Source organism: Streptomyces rishiriensis (assembly GCF_003112535.1).
In the GTDB taxonomy this organism is placed as follows: Bacteria; Actinomycetota; Actinomycetes; order Streptomycetales; family Streptomycetaceae; genus Streptomyces; species Streptomyces rishiriensis.
In genome coordinates, this window is record NZ_BEWA01000040.1 from 22,717 (window position 1) to 40,517 (window position 17,801).

At 75.3% G+C, this 17,801-nt stretch carries 1 protein-coding gene; it reads right to left on the reverse strand.

Features of this window, described 5'->3' with window-relative positions; all coding sequences use genetic code 11:
* Positions 1–20 precede the first annotated feature (20 nt).
* On the reverse strand, positions 21–17,801 hold a 17,781-nt coding region (locus tag Sri02f_RS42355; RefSeq protein WP_218029938.1), incomplete at its 5' end, for a type I polyketide synthase.

Genomic DNA, 17,801 nt, shown 5'->3' on the forward strand with positions numbered 1-17,801 from the left:
GCCGAGGACCTGCGGGGTGCTCATGCGTCCCCCAGCTCCCGGTCGATCAGGTCGAAGAGGTCGCCCGCCGTCTCGACGTCGGCGAGCTCCTCGTCCCGTGCGGCGGGGACGGCGGCGGCCGCGAGGGGCTCGCCCTGCCAGCGGGAGAGCAGCTCGCGCAGCCGGGCGGTGACCTTCTCGTGGTCCTCACCGGCCATGTCGGCGTCCGTCAGGGAGGTCTCCAGGCGGTCCATCTCCGCGAGGAGGGCCTGCGCGGTGCCGGGCGGCTCGGGCAGGGACAGTTCGTTCAGCAGGTACCGGACCTGGGCCTGGGCGGTCGGGTAGTCGAAGACGAGGGTGGCGGGCAGCCGCAGGCCGGTGGCGGCGCCGAGCCGGTTGCGCAGCTCGACCGCCGTCAGCGAGTCGAAGCCCAGCTCCTTGAAGGTCTGTTCGGGATCGATGTCGGCCGCCGAGCCGTGTCCGAGGACGGCGGCGGCCTGCTCGGCGACCACGTCGAGGAGGAGCTGGTCGCGGTCCGCGGAGGGCAGCGGAGCCAGCCGGTCGGCCAGCGACTGCGGGGCCCCCGCGACGGGTGCCGTCCCGGCGGCCGCGGCGCGGCGCCGGGCGGGGGTGCGGACCAGGCCGCGCAGGAGCACCGGCAGGACGTCGTGGTGTTCGCGCAGCGCGGCCGGGTCCAGATCCATCGGCAGCAGTGCGGCCCGGTCGCTGCCGGCGGCGGCGTCCAGGAGCCGCATGCCGGCGGTGGCGTCGAGCGGCGTCATGCCGGTACGGGCATGCCGTTCGCGGTCGGCGTCGCCGAGTTCTCCGGTCATGCCCGCCTCGGGCAGCCAGGTGCCCCAGGCGAGCGACACGGCGGGCAGGCCCTGGGCGCGCCGGTGGTGTGCGAAGGCGTCCAGGAAGGCGTTGGCGGCCGAGTAGTTGGCCTGTCCCGCGCCGCCGAACGTGCCGGCGACGGAGGAGAAGACCACGAACCGGGCGAGGTCGAGGTCGCGGGTCAGTTCGTGCAGCGCGACCACGGCGTCGGCCTTGGGACGCAGTGCTTCGTCCAGTCGGTCGGGTGTCATCGAGGACAGCACGCCGTCCGCGAGGACGCCCGCGGTGTGGATCACGGCCGTCAGGGCCCGGTCGGCGGGGATGCCCGCGAGGAGCGCGGCGAGCGCGGTGCGGTCGGCCACGTCGCACGCGGCCACCGTGACGTCGGCTCCCAGCCGGGCGAGTTCGTCGCGCAGTTCGGCGGCGCCCGGCGCGTCCGGGCCGCGCCGGCCGGCGATCAGCAGGTGGCGTACACCGTGCTCGGCGACGAGGTGACGGGCGGTGATGCGGCCGAGTCCGCCGAGTCCGCCGGTCAGCAGGACCGTGCCGGCCGGGTCGGGCTCGGTCGGCAGGGTCAGCACGACCTTGCCGATGTGCCGTGCCTGGCTGACGAACCGGAACGCGTCGGGCGCCCGGCGTACGTCCCACACGGCCATCGGCAGCGGCCTGAGCACGCCGCGCCCGAACAGGTCGGCCAGGTCGGCCAGGATCTCGCCGATCCGGTCGGGGCCGGCCTCGACCAGGTCGAACGCCCGGTAGACGACGCCGGGATGGCCGGCGGCGACCTGTCCGGCGTCGCGTATGTCGGTCTTGCCCATCTCCAGGAAGCGGCCGCCGCGCGGCAGCAGCCGCAGGGAGGCGTCGACGAACTCCCGGGCCAGCGAGTCGAGGACGACGTCGAAACCGCGGCCGTCGGTGGCGGTGCGCAGCCGCTCCTCGAAGCCGAGGTCGCGCGAGGAGGCGGTGTGGGCGTCGTCGAGACCGGCGGCGCGCAGCGCATCCCACTTCGCGGGTGACGCGGTTCCGTAGACCTCGGCGCCGAGGTGCCGGGCGAGCTGGACGGCGGCCGAGCCGACGCCGCCGGCCGCCGCGTGCACGAGAACGCTCTCGCCGGGCTCGAGCCCGCCCAGGTCGACCAGCGCGTAGTAGGCGGTGAGGTAGGCGATGGGGACGGTCGCGGCCTCGGCGAAGCTCCAGCCCTTCGGGATCCGTGTGACCATCCGGGCGTCGGCGACCGCGACGGGCCCGAAGGCGCCGGCGAACATGCCCATCACCCGGTCTCCGGGGGCGAGGACGGTCACGTCGGCGCCGACCCCGGTGACCACGCCGGCGCCCTCCAGGCCGATCGCGGTGGCGTCGCCGGGGTACATGCCGAGCGCGGTGAGGACGTCGCGGAAGTTGACGCCGGCGGCGCGCATCGAGATGCGCACCTCGTTGGGGGCGAGCGGCGCATCGACCTCCGGGCAGGCCTCGAGACGCAGGCCGTCCAGACTGCCCTTGCGTTCCACGCCGAGCCGCCAGGCGGCGGTGCCGGCGGGCGGCAGAAGGGCACGGTCGGCGGCCAGCGGGACGATGCGCGGTGCGGCCACCGTCCCGTCCCGGACGACGAGTTCGAACGCGTCGTCGCCGAGCGCGGCCGGCAGTGCCACCGCCGAGGCGTCGCCGCCGTCGGTGTCGGCGAGGACGAAACGGCCCGGGTTCTCGGTGCGGGCGGCCCGCACGAGGCCCCAGACCGCCGCCTGCGCCGGGTCGGCAGGCCGGGGGCCTGCGGGGACGGCGTCACGGGTGACGACGGCGAGCCGGGCGTGCGCGAACACCGGGTCCTCCGCCCACTGCCGGACGACGGCGAGCGCCTCGGCGAGGGTCGCGCGGGTCGCGTCGGCGAGGTCGGCGGCGTCGCCCTGGACGTCCGCCGAGACGGGCACGGAGTACAGGACGGTGTCGGGCGCGTCCCCGGCCTCCGCCAGGGCGTCGAGGCCGGGGACGCGGCGCACGGTGTGACCGGCGGCGCGCAGGGCGTCGGCCAGTGCCTGCGCCTCGTCCGCGCCGACGATCGTCCACGCGGCCGGGGCGACGGCGTCCGCCGCGGCCACCGGCTGCCAGTCCAGTTCGTACAGGCCCTGACGGTCCGGGGCGCCGACGGTGGAGCCCGCCAGATCGCCGGTCAGCTCGCGCAGGGTGAGCGAGCCGACGGAGCCGACGGGGCGGCCCGTCGGGTCGGCGAGGGCGAGGCCGACGGCCTCCGGACCCTCCTGGACCATCCGCAGCCGCAGCGCCGACGCGCCGACGGCGTCCAGGCGCACATCGCTCCACGAGAACGGCAGCCGTCCGGCGTCCTTCATGGGCACGAACATCACGGCGTGCAGCGCGGCGTCGAGCAGGGCCGGGTGCAGGTCGAAGGCGTCGGCGGCCGGGGCGGCGTCCGCGGGCAGCTCGACCTCGGCGAACACCTCCTCGCCGCGCGTCCAGACCCGGGTCAGCCCCTGGAACAGCGGGCCGTAGAGGTGGCCGCGGTCGGCGAAGGCCTCGTAGAAGCCGTCGAGCGGGACCTCCGTGCCGCGCTCGGGCGGCCAGACGGTGAAGTCGTACGGTGCGGCCGCCGGTTCGGCTGCGGCGGTGAGCAGACCGCCGGCATGCAGGGTCCACGGTGTGCCGGCCTCGGCGTCGTCGGGCCGGCCGTGCACGGTCAGGGGGCGGGCGCCGGTGGCGTCCGGGGCCTCGACCCGCACCTGGACCTGGACACCGCCCTGGGCGGGCAGGGTGAGCGGGGCCAGGATCGTCAGCTCCGCGACCTGTTCGCAGCCGGTCTGTGCGCCGGCGTGCAGGGCCAGGTCGAGGAACCCGGTCGCCGGGAACAGGGCGGTGCTGGTGAGCGCGTGATCCTTGAGCCACGGGCTGTTGCCGAGCGCGAGCCGGCCGGTGAGGACCTGGGTGTCGCCGTCGGCCAGTTCCACGGCCGCGCCCAGCAGGGGATGGCTGCTCGCGCCCAGCCCCGCGGAGGTGACGTCGCCGAGGAGCTGGGGCGGACCCGGCCAGAAGCGCCGGCGCTGGAAGGGGTACGTGGGCAGCTGTACGGTGCGGGCGGCGGCGCCGTCGAACAGTCGCGGCCAGTCCACCGGCAGGCCGTGCGCGAAGGCCTGGGCGACGGCGTCGAGCAGCGTCTCGCGCTCGGCACGGTCCTTGCGCAGCGACGGCACGAGGAGGGCGCCTTCGGCGTCCGGCAGGCAGCTCTGCGCCATCGCGGTGAGGGTGCCGTCGGGGCCGACCTCCAGGAACCGGTCGACACCGTGCTCGGCGAGCCAGCGGACGCCGTCGGCGAAGCGGACGGCCTCCCGCACATGGCGCACCCAGTACTCGGGGTCCTGGAGTTCGGCGCCGGCGGCGGTGCCGGTGACGTGGGAGACCACCGCCATCCGGGGCGCCTCGTACGCGATGCTCGCGGCGACCTCGCGGAACGCGTCGAGCATCGGATCCATGAGCGGGGAGTGGAAGGCGTGGCTGACCCGCAGCCGGGTGGTGCGTCGTCCGTCGGCGGCGAGGCGCGCGGCGATGCGGGTGACCGAGTCCTCGGCGCCGGAGACGACCACCGAGCGCGGGCCGTTCACCGCGGCGATGCCCGCGTCGCGGAGCCCCTCCAGCAGGGGCCGTACCTCGTCCTCGGTGGCTTCGACCGCGAACATCGCGCCCCCTGAGGGGAGTTCCTGCATCAGCCGGCCGCGGGCGGCGACCAGGGCGCAGGCGTCCTGGAGGGAGAACACGCCGGCGACATGGGCCGCGGCGATCTCGCCGACGGAGTGGCCGGCGACGTGGTCCGGGCGGACGCCCCACGACTCCAGCAGCCGGTACAGGGCCACTTCCACGGCGAACAGCGCGGGCTGGGTCCACTCGGTGCGGTTCAGCTGCTCGGCTTCGCCGCCGAGGACGAGGTCGCGCAGTTCGTCGCCGAGGTGGGCGCAGACGGCGTCGAAGGCGTCCGCGTAGACCGGGAACGCTTCGTACAGTCCGCGTCCCATGCCCGGGCGCTGGGCGCCCTGCCCGGAGAAGAGGAAGGCGGTCCTGCCCTCACCGCGGCGGACGCCGGTGACCGTGTGCGGTCCGCTCTCGCCGGAGGCGATCAGCCGCAGTCCGTCGGTCAGCGCCGCCCGGTCGGCGCCGAGGACGACGGCGCGGTGTTCGAAGGCGGTGCGGGTCGCGGCGAGTGACAGGCCGATGTCGGCGGTGCCGGTGCCGGGCGACTCCCGCAGGTGCTCGAGGAGTCGGGCGGCCTGGTCGCGCAGGGCGTCACGGCTGCGTGCGGTGAGGACCCAGGGGGCGGCCGGGGTGTCGGTGTCGTCGGCGTCGGACGTGTCGTGCGGTTCGTCGGCGACGCCCTCCAGGATGACGTGCGCGTTGGTGCCGCTGATACCGAACGACGACACACCCGCACGCCGCGGACGCCCCGCCTCCTCCTCCCAGACCCGCGCCCCCGTCACCAGCTCCACCGCACCGGCCGACCAGTCCACATGCGACGACGGCTCATCCACATGCAACGTCGCCGGCACCACACCCGACCGCATCGCCAGCACCATCTTCATCACACCCGCCACACCGGCGCCCGCCTGCGTATGACCCACATTCGACTTCACCGACCCCAACCACAACGGCCGCCCCGCCTCACGACCCTGACCATAGGTCGCCAACACCGCCTGCGCCTCGATCGGATCACCCAACCGCGTCCCCGTCCCGTGCGCCTCCACCACATCCACATCCACCGCCGACACACCCGCATCCGCCAACGCCGCCCGGATCACCCGCTGCTGCGACGGACCGTTCGGCGCACTCAACCCGTTCGACGCACCGTCCTGATTCACCGCCGAACCCCGCACCACCGCCAACACCGGATGCCCCAGCCGACGCGCATCCGACAACCGCTCCACCAACAGCAGACCACCACCCTCCGAGAACCCCGTCCCGTCCGCCGCCTCCGCGAACGCCTTGCACCGACCGTCCACCGCCAGCCCCTGCTGACGACTGAAGTCCACGAACAGACCGGGTGAGGCCATGACCGTGACGCCGCCGGCGAGGGCGAGGTCGCATTCGCCGCTGCGCAGGGACTGCGCGGCGAGGTGCAGGGCCACCAGGGAGGCGGAGCAGGCGGTGTCGACGGTGACCGCCGGGCCTTCCAGCCCGAAGGTGTAGGACAGCCGGCCGGAGACGACGCTGGCGGCGTTGCCGGTGAGCATGTAGCCCTCGAAGTCCTCGCCGGAGGCGGCGAGCATGCCGGTGTAGTCCTGGCCGTTGGTGCCGGCGAACACACCGGTCCGGCTGCCGCGCAGCGACCGCGGATCGATCCCCGCCCGCTCGAACGTCTCCCACGCCATTTCCAGCAGGAGCCGCTGCTGCGGGTCCATCGCCACGGCCTCGCGGGGCGAGATGTTGAAGAACGCCGGGTCGAATCCGCCCGCGTCGTCGAGGAATCCGCCGGTCCGGGTGTAGACGGCGCCGGCCTTCCCGGGCTCGGGGTGGTAGAGCGCGTCGAGATCCCAGCCGCGGTCCTCGGGGAAGGGGACGAGGCCCTCCTCACCGTCCAGGAGCATCCGCCACAGCTGGTCGGGGGTGCTGATGCCGCCGGGGAACCGGCACCCCATGGCGACGATGGCGATCGGGTCGTCGTCGACCGGGGTGCGGCGCGGGGCTTCGTCCGGCGCGGCGGGCGCGGTGTCGTCGGCGACCTGGGTGAGCAGGAAGTCGGCCAGGGCCCGGCAGTCGGGATGGTCGAAGACGAGGGTGCTCGGCAGGCGCAGGCCGGTGACGCGGTTCATGCCGTTGCGCAGTTCTATGGCGCTGAGCGAGTCGATGCCGAGGTCGGTGAAGGGACGTTCGGGTTCGACGGCGTCGGCCGAGGGGTATCCGAGGACGCTCGCGACGTGTCCGCGCACGATCTCCAGGGCGGCGCCGGCCCGTTCGTAGTCGGGCAGGGCCGTCAGGTGGGCGTGGAGCGACGACACCTCGGCGGCATCCTTCGCGTCCTGCGGCGCGGCCTGCAACGCTCGTCGTGCGGCGGGCAGTTCGTCAAGGAGGCGGGTCGGCCGCGGGGCGGTGAAGGACAGCGCGTAGGTGTCCCAGCGCAGGTCGGTGACGACGACGTGGGTGTCGCCGAGGTCGAGGGCGCGGCCGAGGGCCTCGCAGGCCTCGGCGGTGCCCATGGGGTGCACTCCGTAACGGCGCATGCGGTCGCCGGCGGCGTCTCCCACCATGCCGCCCTCGGCCCACAGGCCCCAGGAGACGGCCGTGGCGGGAAGGCCGGCGGCACGGCGTTCGGCGGCGAGGGCGTCGAGATACGCGTTGCCGGGAGCGTAGTTGCCGAGCCCCGCGCCGCCCAGGACGCCCGCGGTGGAGGAGAACATGACGAAGGCGGAGAGGTCGAGGTCGCGGGTGAGTTCGTGCAGGGCCCGGGCGGCGGCGGCCTTGCCGCGCAGGACCGGTTCCATGCGGTCGACGCCGAGCGATTCGATCACACCGTCGTCGAGGGCGCCGGCGATGTGGAACACCGCGTCCAGGGGCAGCTCCGCGGGGATCGCGGCGAGCAGGCCGGCGAGGGCGCTCCGGTCGGACACGTCACAGGCCGCGAGGGTGACGTCGACTCCGCGGGCGGTGAGTTCGTCCCGCAGGTCGACGGCGCCGGGCGCGTCGGCGCCGCGGCGGCCGGCCAGCACGAGACGGGTCGCGCCGCGGTCGGCGAGCCAACGGGCGACGTGACCGCCCAGGGCTCCCGTGCCGCCGGTGACCAGGACGGTGCCGCGGGGCCGCCAGTGCTCGGCGGGGGTGTCCGCGCCCGGGGCGTGGACGAGCCGCCGGCCGTGGGCGCCCGTGGCGCGCAGCGCGATCTGGTCCTCCTGGCCGGGGGCGGCGAGGACGGCGGTCAGGCGGGTGGCGGAGCGGGCGTCGAGGTCGGCGGGCAGGTCGATCAGGCCGCCCCAGCGCTCGGCGTGCTCCATGGCGGCGACCCGGCCGAAGCCCCAGACGAGGGCCTGGGCGGCGTCCGGCGCGGGATCGGCCGCGCCCACCGCGACGGCGCCGCGGGTCGCGCACCACAGGGGTGCGTCGACGCCGAGGTCGCCGAGCGCCTGCACCAGGGCGAGCGTCGAGGCGAGACCGACCGGGACTGCCGGGTGGGCGGGGTGGTCGCGGGTGTCGAGTGCGAGCAGGGAGAGCAGGCCGTCGATGCGTCCCGTGCCCTCGTCGGCCGTGAGGAGGCCCGCGAGCGCGGCCCGGTCGGCGCCGCCGTCCGGCAGGACGATCCGCCGGACCGTGCGGGCGCCGCCCGCGGCCAGCGCGTCGGCGACCGCGTCGGCGACCGCGGTGTGGCCGGCGGCGTCGGCGGGGGCGAGCAGCAGCCAGGTTCCGGTGAGGGCGGCGGCCGGGCCGGGGTCGAGCGGCGTGAAGGCGACGCGGTAGCGCAAGGCGTCGGTGGTGGCCAGTGCCCGGCGGGCGCGCCGCCAGTTGCCCAGTGCGGGCAGCACGGTGCTGAGCGGGGCGTCGGCGGGCAGGTCGAGGGCGTCGGTCAGGCTCTCCAGGTCCTCCTGCTCCACGGTCTGCCAGAAGCGGGCCTCGACGGAGTCGGCCGTGAGCCCGCCGTCGGCGGCGAGGTCGGCGGCGACCGCCTCCCGCAGCGTCGGCCAGTAACGCCGGTGTTCGAACGGGTAGGTGGGCAGGTCGGTGCGGGTGGCGCCGGTGCTGGCGAAGAGGGCTTCGAAGTCGATGCCGACGCCGTGCACATGGGCCTCGGCGAGCGCGTTGAGGAACTGCCTGAGGTCGCCCCGGTCGCGTCGCAGGGAGCCGAGGACGGCACCGTCCGCTCCGGCCGCGTCGAGGGTGTCACGCAGGCCGACCGCGAGCACGGGATGCGGTCCGACCTCGATGAAGGTGCGGTGTCCGGCGGCGATCAGGCCGCGCACGGCCTCCTCGAAGCGGACGGTCTCGCGCAGGTTGGCATACCAGTAGTCGGCGGTCAGCCCGGTGGTGTCGAGCCAGTCGCCGGTGAGGGAGGAGCGGAAGGGGATGTCCGCCTCCCGCGGCGTGATGCCGTCCAGGGCGGCGAGGACGGTGTCCCGGATCGCCTCGACCTGTGCGGAGTGCGACCCGTAGTCCACGTTGACCTTGCGGGCCCGGATGCCGTCACCGGTGAGGGCGACGTGCAGTTCGTCCAGAGCGGCGGCCTCGCCGGAGACGACGACGGACGCGGGTCCGTTGACGGCCGCGACGGCGAGCCGGTCCGCCCATGGCGCCATGCGGGCGCGGGTGTCGTCGGCCGGCAGCGGCACGGACATCATGCCGCCGGTGCCGGCGATGCCGGTGATGGCCCGGCTGCGCAGGGCGACGACGCGGGCGCCGTCCTCGAGACTCAGGGCGCCGGCGACGCACGCGGCCGCGATCTCGCCCTGGGAGTGTCCGACGACGGCAGCCGGACGGACGCCGTGGGCTCGCCACAGGGCGGCGGTCGCCACCATGACGGCCCACAGGGCGGGCTGGACGACATCGACGCGGCCGAGGTCGGCGCCGTCCTCGTCGGCGCGCAGCACCCCTGTCAGGGACCAGTCGACGTGCGGGGCGAGCGCCCGCTCGCAACGGTCGATCCATTCGGCGAACACCGGTGACTCGTCGAGGAGTTCGCGGGCCATGCCGATCCACTGGGCGCCCTGTCCCGGGAAGACGAGCACGGGTTCGTCGCCTCCGGGGACGGCCGCGCCGAGCACCGCGGGCGCGGTGAGCGGTCCGTCGGCGGCGAGCGCGGCGAGCGTCTCGTCGAGCTGGTCCGCGTCGTCGGCCAGGACGGCGGCGCGGTGGGCGAAGGAGGCACGTCCGACGGCGAGGGTGTAGCCGAGGTCGGTGAGCGATGTGCCGGGCCGGGCGCGCAGGTGGGCGCGCAGCCGGACGGCCTGGGCGCGCAGCGCGGCGGGCGTGCGGGCCGACAGCAGCACGGGGACGGCGGGCAGCGCGGTCCGCTCGACGGGCAGCGCCGGCGCGTCGGGGGCCTGCTCGACGATGACGTGCGCGTTGGTGCCGCTCATGCCGAAGGAGGACACCCCGGCGCGGCGGGCGCGGCCGGTGACGGGCCAGGGCTGTTCCTCGCTCAGCAGCCGGACCCGGCCGGCGCTCCAGTCGACGTGCGGGGTCGGGTCGTCCGCGTACAGGGTGCGCGGCAGGATCCCTTCGCGCAGGGCCATGACCATCTTGATGACGCCGCCGACGCCCGCGGCGGCCTGGCTGTGCCCGATGTTGGACTTCAGCGAGCCGAGCCACAGCGGCCGGTCCTCGTCGCGGTCCTGGCCGTAGGCCGCGATCAGCGCCTGGGCCTCGATGGGGTCGCCGAGGGTGGTGCCGGTGCCGTGCGCCTCCACCGCGTCCACGTCCTGCGGGGACAGCCCCGCCGACGCCAGCGCCTGCCGGATGACCCGCTGCTGCGACGGCCCGTTGGGGGCGGTCAGACCGTTGGACGCGCCGTCCTGGTTGAGGGCGGAGCCGCTGACGACGGCGAGCACCTGGTGACCGTTGCGGCGCGCGTCGGAGAGGCGTTCCAGGACGATCATGCCGACGCCCTCGGCCCAGCTCGCGCCGTCGGCGTCCGCGGAGAACGGCTTGCAGCGGCCGTCCTCCGCGAGAGCGCGCTGGCGGCTGAACTCGATGAGCGAACCCGGCGTCGACATCACGGTGACACCGCCGGCCAGGGCGAGTTCGCACTCTCCCTGCCGCAGGGACTGCGCGGCCAGGTGCAGGGCGACGAGGGAGGAGGAGCAGGCGGTGTCGACGGAGACGGCCGGGCCTTCCAGACCGAGGGCGTAGGAGATGCGGCCGGACAGCACGCTGGGCGAGTTGCCGGTGCCCACGTAGCCCTCGAAGTTGTCGTCGGAGGCGGCGAGGATCGTCACGTAGTCCTGGTAGGTGACGCCGGCGAAGACGCCGGTGTCGGAGCCGCGGGCGGCGACGGGGTCGACGCCGGCGCGCTCCAGGGCCTCCCAGGACACCTCGAGGAGCAGTCGCTGCTGGGGGTCCATGGCGAGGGCCTCGCGCGGACTGATCGCGAAGAACGCCGGGTCGAAGCTGCTGGCGTCGTGGAGGAACCCGCCTTCCCGGGTGTAGACCGTGCCGGGGTGGTCGGGGTCGGGGTGGTAGAGCCTCTCGGGGTTCCAGTTGCGGTCGGTGGGCAGGGGCGAGATGCCGTCCACTCCGGCGCGCACCAGGTCCCACAGGTCCTCGGGACCGGCGATGCCGCCGGGATAGCGGCAGGCCATGCCGACGACCGCGATCGGGTCGTCGTCGACGGCGCGGCGGACGCGGGCGGGCACGCCGGTGACGACGGCGCCGAACAGGTCGTCGGCGAGGTGCCGGGCGAGGACGGCCGGCGTCGGGTGGTCGAAGACGAGGGTGGCGGGCAGGGTGACGCCGAGGGCCGCGCTGAGCCCGTTGCGCAGTTCGACCGCGGTCAGGGAGGTGAGTCCGAGATCGGTGAAGGGCCTGGCGGGTTCGACCTCGTCGGGACCGCTGTGGCCGAGCACGGCGGCGACCCGGTCCCGCACGGTGGCGAGGAGTGAGCGCTCGCGTTCCGCGGCCGGCCGGCCGGCCAGCCGTTCGAGGAGGCTGCCGGGGGGCTGGGTACGGGCGGCGGCCCGGCGGCGGCCCGGTTCCGTGACGGGCGCGGTCTCGGGGCGGGTGGCGGCCGCGGAGGCCGTGGGCGCTCCGGGCACCGGCCGCAGCAGCAGCGATCCGACGGTCAGGACGGGGTCGCCGACCGCGTCGGCGGCGGTGAGGGACAGCGTGTCCGCTCCGGTGCGCTCCAGGCGGACGCGCAGCGTCGTGGCGCCGGTGGCGAACAGCCGGACCGCGCCCGCGGAGAACAGCATGCGTCCCTCGCCCAGGCCGTCGAACGCCCCGAGGCCCAACGGGTGCAGGGCGGCGTCGAGCAGGGCCGGGTGCAGGTCGTGGCGGCCGGCGTCGGCCGTGGCGGACTCGGGGAGCGCGACCTCGGCGTACACGGCGGTCCGGTCCCGCCAGGCTGCCGACAGGCCCTGGAAGACGGGCCCGTAGTCGAGACCGGCCTCCCGCAGCCGCGTGTACAGCCCCTCGGTGTCCAGTTCCTCGGCGCCGGGCGGCGGCCATGTCGTCAGGTCGTGGTCCGGCACTGGTTCGGTCTGCGCCGTGAGGACACCGGCGGCGTGCCGGTTCCACGGGGCGCCGGTGCCGGCGGCCGGGCGGGCATGGACGGCGAAGGCACGATCACCACGGGCGTCGGGCGCCTCCACGCGGATCTGCAGAGCGACGCCGTCGTGCTCGGGCAGGGACAGCGGGCGTTCCAGGACCAGTTCCCGAACCTGCGGGCAGCCCGCGTGGGCGCCGACGGCGAGGGCGAGTTCGAGGAAGGCGGTGCTCGGGACGACGGCCGTGCCGCCGATGCGGTGTGCGGCGAGCCAGCTCGCGGCACGGGTGCCGAGGCGGCCGGTGAACAGCACGGAGTCGTCGACGGCGGACGGGACGACCGCGCCGAGCAGGGGGTGGTCCGCGGGCATGAGTCCGGCGGCGGCCGGGTCGCCGCCGGCGGCCCCGGCCTCGATCCAGTACGGCCGGTGCTGGAAGGCGTAGGTGGGCAGCTCCACCGGGCGGGCGCCGGGCGCGGTGGCGTCGAGCACGGCGCGCCGGTCGACGGGCGCGCCGTGGGCGTGCAGGGCGCCGACCGCGGTCAGGAACGTCTCCGCCTCGTCGCGGTCGTCGCGCAGCGTGGGCACGGCGAGGGGCGCGCCGTCCTGCCAGGATCCCTGGGCCAGGGCGGTCAGGGTGGTGTCGGGGCCGAGTTCGACGAGGCGCGCGACGCCTTGCTCCTCCAGGGCGGCGACGGCGTCGGCGAACCGTACGGCGTGCTGCACGTGCCGCACCCAGTACGCGGCGTCCGTCAGCAGGCCGGGTTCGGCGACGCGGCCGGTGAGGTCGGAGACGAGGGGGACGCGGGGCTCGGAGTACGCGACGGTGTCCGCCACGGCCCGGAAGTCGTCGAGCATCGGCTGCATGCGCGGTGAGTGGAAGGCGTGGCTCACCCGCAGCCGGGTGGTCTTGCGGCCCTGCTCCGCGAAGTGGGCGGCGACGGCGAGAGCGGCGTCCTCGTCACCGGACACGACCACGGACCGGGGTCCGTTGACGGCGGCCACGCCGATGGCGTTCTCCCGCCCGGCGAGCAGCGGCAGCACCTCGTCCTCGGAGGCCTGGAGGGCGATCATCGCGCCGCCCTCGGGCAGCGCCTGCATCAGCCGGCCGCGGGCCGCGACCAGGCGGCAGGCGTCGGGCAGGCTGAACACCCCGGCCACGTGGGCGGCGGCGATCTCGCCCACGGAGTGCCCGATCAGGTGGGTGGGCCGCGCCCCGAACGACTCCAGGAGGCGGAAGAGGGCGACCTCCACGGCGAACAGGGCGGGCTGGGCGTACTCGGTGCGGTTCAGGGTGTCCGCGTCGCCCTCGTGCACCACTTCGGCCAGAGGCCGCGCGAGGAGTCCGTCGAAGTGCCCGCAGACGGCCTCGAAGGCGTCGGCGTACACGGGGAAAGCGTCGTGCAGTCCGCGGCCCATCCCGGGGCGCTGGGTGCCCTGTCCGGCGAACAGGAACGCGGTGCCGCCCCCGCTCAGGGTGTCCCCGGTGACCACGGCGGGGTTCGTCCCGCCCGCGGCGAGCACACGCAGTCCGGCCAGCAGCGAGGCCCGGTCGGAACCGGTGACGACGGCGCGGTGTTCGAGCGGCGCACGCGTGAAGGCGAGGGCGTGCGCGACGTCGGCGACGTCCAGGAGCGGGCGCTGTTCCAGGTGGGCGAGGAGCCGGCTCGCCTGGTCGCGCAGGGCGGGTGCGCTGCGCGCCGCCAGCAGCCACGGCAGCGCGGTCCCCTGACGGTCCGTACCGCCGGCGCGGGGAGCGCTCGGCTCGTGCCCGGCAGCGGCCGGTTCGGCGAGGATGACGTGCGCGTTGGTGCCGGAGACGCCGAACGCGGAGACGCCGGCGCGGCGGGTGCGGTCGCCGGCGTGCCAGGCCACGGCCTCGTCCAGGAGACGGACGCGGCCGGTGTTCCAGTCGACGCGGGAGGAGGGGCGGCCGGCGTGCAAGGTGGACGGCAGCATTCCGTTGCGCAGGGCGAGGACCATCTTGATGACGCCGACGGCTCCGGCCGCGGCCTGGGTGTGGCCCAGGTTGGACTTGACGGAGCCGAGCCACAGCGGCCGGTCCTCGTCGCGGTCCTGGCCGTAGGCCGCGATCAGCGCCTGGGCCTCGATGGGGTCGCCGAGGGTGGTGCCGGTGCCGTGCGCCTCCACCGCGTCCACGTCCTGCGGGGACAGCCCCGCCGACGCCAGCGCCTGCCGGATGACCCGCTGCTGCGACGGCCCGTTGGGGGCGGTCAGACCGTTGGACGCGCCGTCCTGGTTGACGGCGGTCCCCTCGACGACGGCCAGCACACGGTGACCGTTGCGCCGGGCGTCGGACAGCCGCTCCACGACGAGGATGCCGACACCCTCGGCCCAGCCGGTGCCGTCGGCCTCCTCGGAGAACGCCTTGCACCGGCCGTCCGGGGCCAGTCCGCCCTGAAGGCTGAACTCGACGAAGGCGCCCGGGTCGGCCATGACCGTCACGCCCCCGGCGAGGGCCAGGTCGCTCTCGCCGGACCGCAGCGACTGCGCGGCCAGGTGCAGGGCGACCAGGGAGGAGGAGCAGGCGGTGTCGACGGTGACGGCCGGGCCCTCGAGTCCGAGGGAGTAGGCGATGCGGCCGGAGACCACGCTGCCCGCCTGGCCGGTCAGCAGATGTCCGCCGAGGCCTTCGGGGATCTCCGTCAGACCGGTGGCGTAGCCGGAGCTGCCGGCGCCGACGAAGACGCCGGTGCGCGAGCCCTTCAGGGCAGTGGGATCGATGCCCGCGAACTCCAGCGCCTCCCAGGAGGTCTCCAGCACCAGCCGCTGCTGCGGGTCGAGCGCCTGAGCCTCGCGGGGGCTGATGCCGAAGAACGCGGCGTCGAAGGCGGAGGCCCGGGTCAAAAAGCCGCCGGAACGAGTGTCGCTGACCTCGAGCAGGGACGTCAGGTCCCAGCCGCGGTCCTCGGGGAACCCGCCGACGGTGTCGCCGCCCGCGGCCAGCAGCTCCCACAGCTGGTCGGGGCCGTCGATGCCACCGGGCAGACGGCAGCCCATGCCGACGATGACCACGGGGTCGGTGTCGGCGGCCCGTGCCGTCGTCTCGTGCCGGACCTCCACGGTCCCGAACAGCACGTCCCGGAGGTGCTCGGCGACGGCGAGCGGCGTGGGATGGTCGAAGACCAGCGTGGTCGGCAGCGGGACGCCGGTCTCGGCGGTCAGGTCGTTGCGCAGTTCGACCGCGGTCAGCGAGTCGAAGCCCATCTCGCGGAACGCCCGTCCCACGGTGACCGCGGCCGGGTCGGCGTGGCCGAGCGCGGCGGCGGCACGACGGCACACCAGGTCGAGCAGGCCGGCCTCGCGCTCCTCCGCGGTGAGCGGCGCGAGGCGATCGCGCAGCGCGCTGCCCGCCTCCGGGGCGGCGCCGCCCGCGGCCGGGGCCGCGGCCGTGTCGGCCGGCACGGCGAGCAGGGGGCTGGGGCGGCCGGTGGTGAAGGCGGCAAGGAACCGCTCCCAGTCCACGTCGGCGACGACCACGGTGGTGTCCCGGCCGGCCAGCGCGCACTCGAGCGCGGTCAGCGCGGCAGCGGGATCGAGCGGCCGCAGCCCCCTGCGGATCAGCAGCTTCGCCGCCTCCTCGTCGGCGGCCATGCCGGTGCCGCCCCACGGCCCCCAGGCCACGGAGGTGCCGGCCAGGCCGCGGGCGCGACGGCGTTCGACCAGCGCGTCCAGGTGGGCGTTGGCGGCCGCGTACGCGGCCTGTCCACCGCTCCCCCAGACGCCGGCGATCGAGGAGAACGTCACGAAGGCCGACAGGCCGCTGTCACGGGTCAGTTCGTCGAGGTGGTCGGCGGCCACGGACTTGGCCCGCAGCACGGCCGCGAGCCGGTCGGGCGAGTAGGCGGCGATGACGTCGTCGTCCAGCACGCCCGCGCAGTGCAGCACCGCGTCCACGGGGTGCTGGGCGAGGAGTCGCTCGACCGCGTCCCGGTCGCCCATGTCGCAGGCCACCACGGACACCCGCGCGCCGAGCTCGGCGAGTTGCGCGCGCAGTTCGTCCGCGCCGGGCGCCTGGGGTCCACGACGGCCGGCCAGCACCAGTTCGCGCGCCCCGCGCGTGACGGCCCAGTGCGCGACACGCGCACCGAGGGCGCCGGTGCCGCCGGTGATCAGGACGCGCTCCGGGGACGTCCACTGTCCCGTGCCGGCGGGGACGGGAGCGGGCACGAGCCTGCGGGCGTAGGCCTGGGCGCCGCGCACCGCGACCTGGTCCTCGTCGGCGGCCCGCAGAACGGCGGCGGCCTGAGCGAGGGCGCGTCGGTCCGGCCGTGCGGGCAGATCGAGCAAACCGCCCCAGGCGTCCGGGTGTTCGAGCGCGGCGACCCGGCCGAGGCCCCACACGGAGGCCGCCCCGGGCTCGACCGCGGCCTCGGTCCCGGCTCCCACGGCCACGGCGCCGCTGGTGACGATCCACAGCGGCGCGCTGAGCCCGGCGTCGCCGTGGCCCTGCACCAGGGCCAGGGCGCTGTCCACACCCGGCAGGCACGAGAGCACACCGGCGACGGGAACGCCGTCGGCCATGGCCGCGCCGAACAGATCGCGCAGAACCGTGCGCTCCCCACCGGCGGCGCAGACGACGCGCTCGACCCCCGGCACGAACTCCTCGATGCCGGGCAGCGCCTCGTCGTCACCGGCCTGCAGCAGCAGCCACCGACCGCTGACCGCCCGCTCGCCGCCCGTCGCCAGACGCTCCCAACGGACGTGGTAGCGCAGCGAATCCACGGCGGTCCGCTCGAGCTGAGCACGCCGCCACTCCGCCAGCGCCGGCACGACACCGTCCAGCTCTCCGCCGTCGACGCCGAGGACACCGGCGAGTTCACCGGTGTCACCCTGATCGACGGCAGCCCAGAACGCGGCCTCCCCGGCCGTCACCGCGGCCGTCGCCGCAAGCGCCGTCCTCTTCACCTCGGGCCAGTACCGGGTGCGCTGGAAGGCGTACGTGGGCAGCGGCGCGGGGCGCACGCCGGCGAAGATCCCGTCCCAGCGGACGGGAAGTCCGCAGGTGTGCTGAGCGGCCATCGCCGCGAACAAGCCGTCGGCTTCGGGACGGCCCTTGCGCTGCACGGGAACGCAGAGGACACCGTCTCCGAGAGCGGTACGGGCGAGTGCGGTGAGGGTGGCGTCGGGGCCGATCTCCAGGAACCGGGTCACGCCCTCGGACGCCAGCACACCGATCCCGTCGGCGAAACGCACCGCCTCCCGCACATGCCGCACCCAGTAATCCGCCGACGCCAACTCGCCCTCCACCGCGAGCCGCCCCGACACGTTCGACACCAACGGAACCTGCGCGGAACCGTAGGAGATGCCCTCCGCGACCTCGCGGAAGGCCTCCAGCATCGGCTCCATCAACGGCGAATGGAACGCGTGCGAGACCCGCAGACGAGACACCCGCCGCCCAAGCGCCTTCAGCTGACCGACGACCTCGCTCACCGCCGCCTCGACACCCGCGACCACCACCGCCCGCGGACCGTTCACCGCAGCCACCGACACCTCAGCCTGACGGCCCTCCACCAACGGCAGCACCTCACCCTCGGCCGCCTCCACCGCCACCATCACACCGCCCGACGGCAACCCCTGCATCAACCGACCCCGCGCCACCACCAGAGCACACGCATCCTCCAACGAGAACACACCCGCCACATGCGCGGCAGCGATCTCACCGACCGAATGCCCCATCAGGAAATCGGGACGCACCCCGAACGACTCCACCAGACGGAACAACGCCACCTCGACCGCGAACAACGCGGGCTGCGCCCACTCCGTCCGCTCCAGCAACCCCCCGTCCTCACCGAA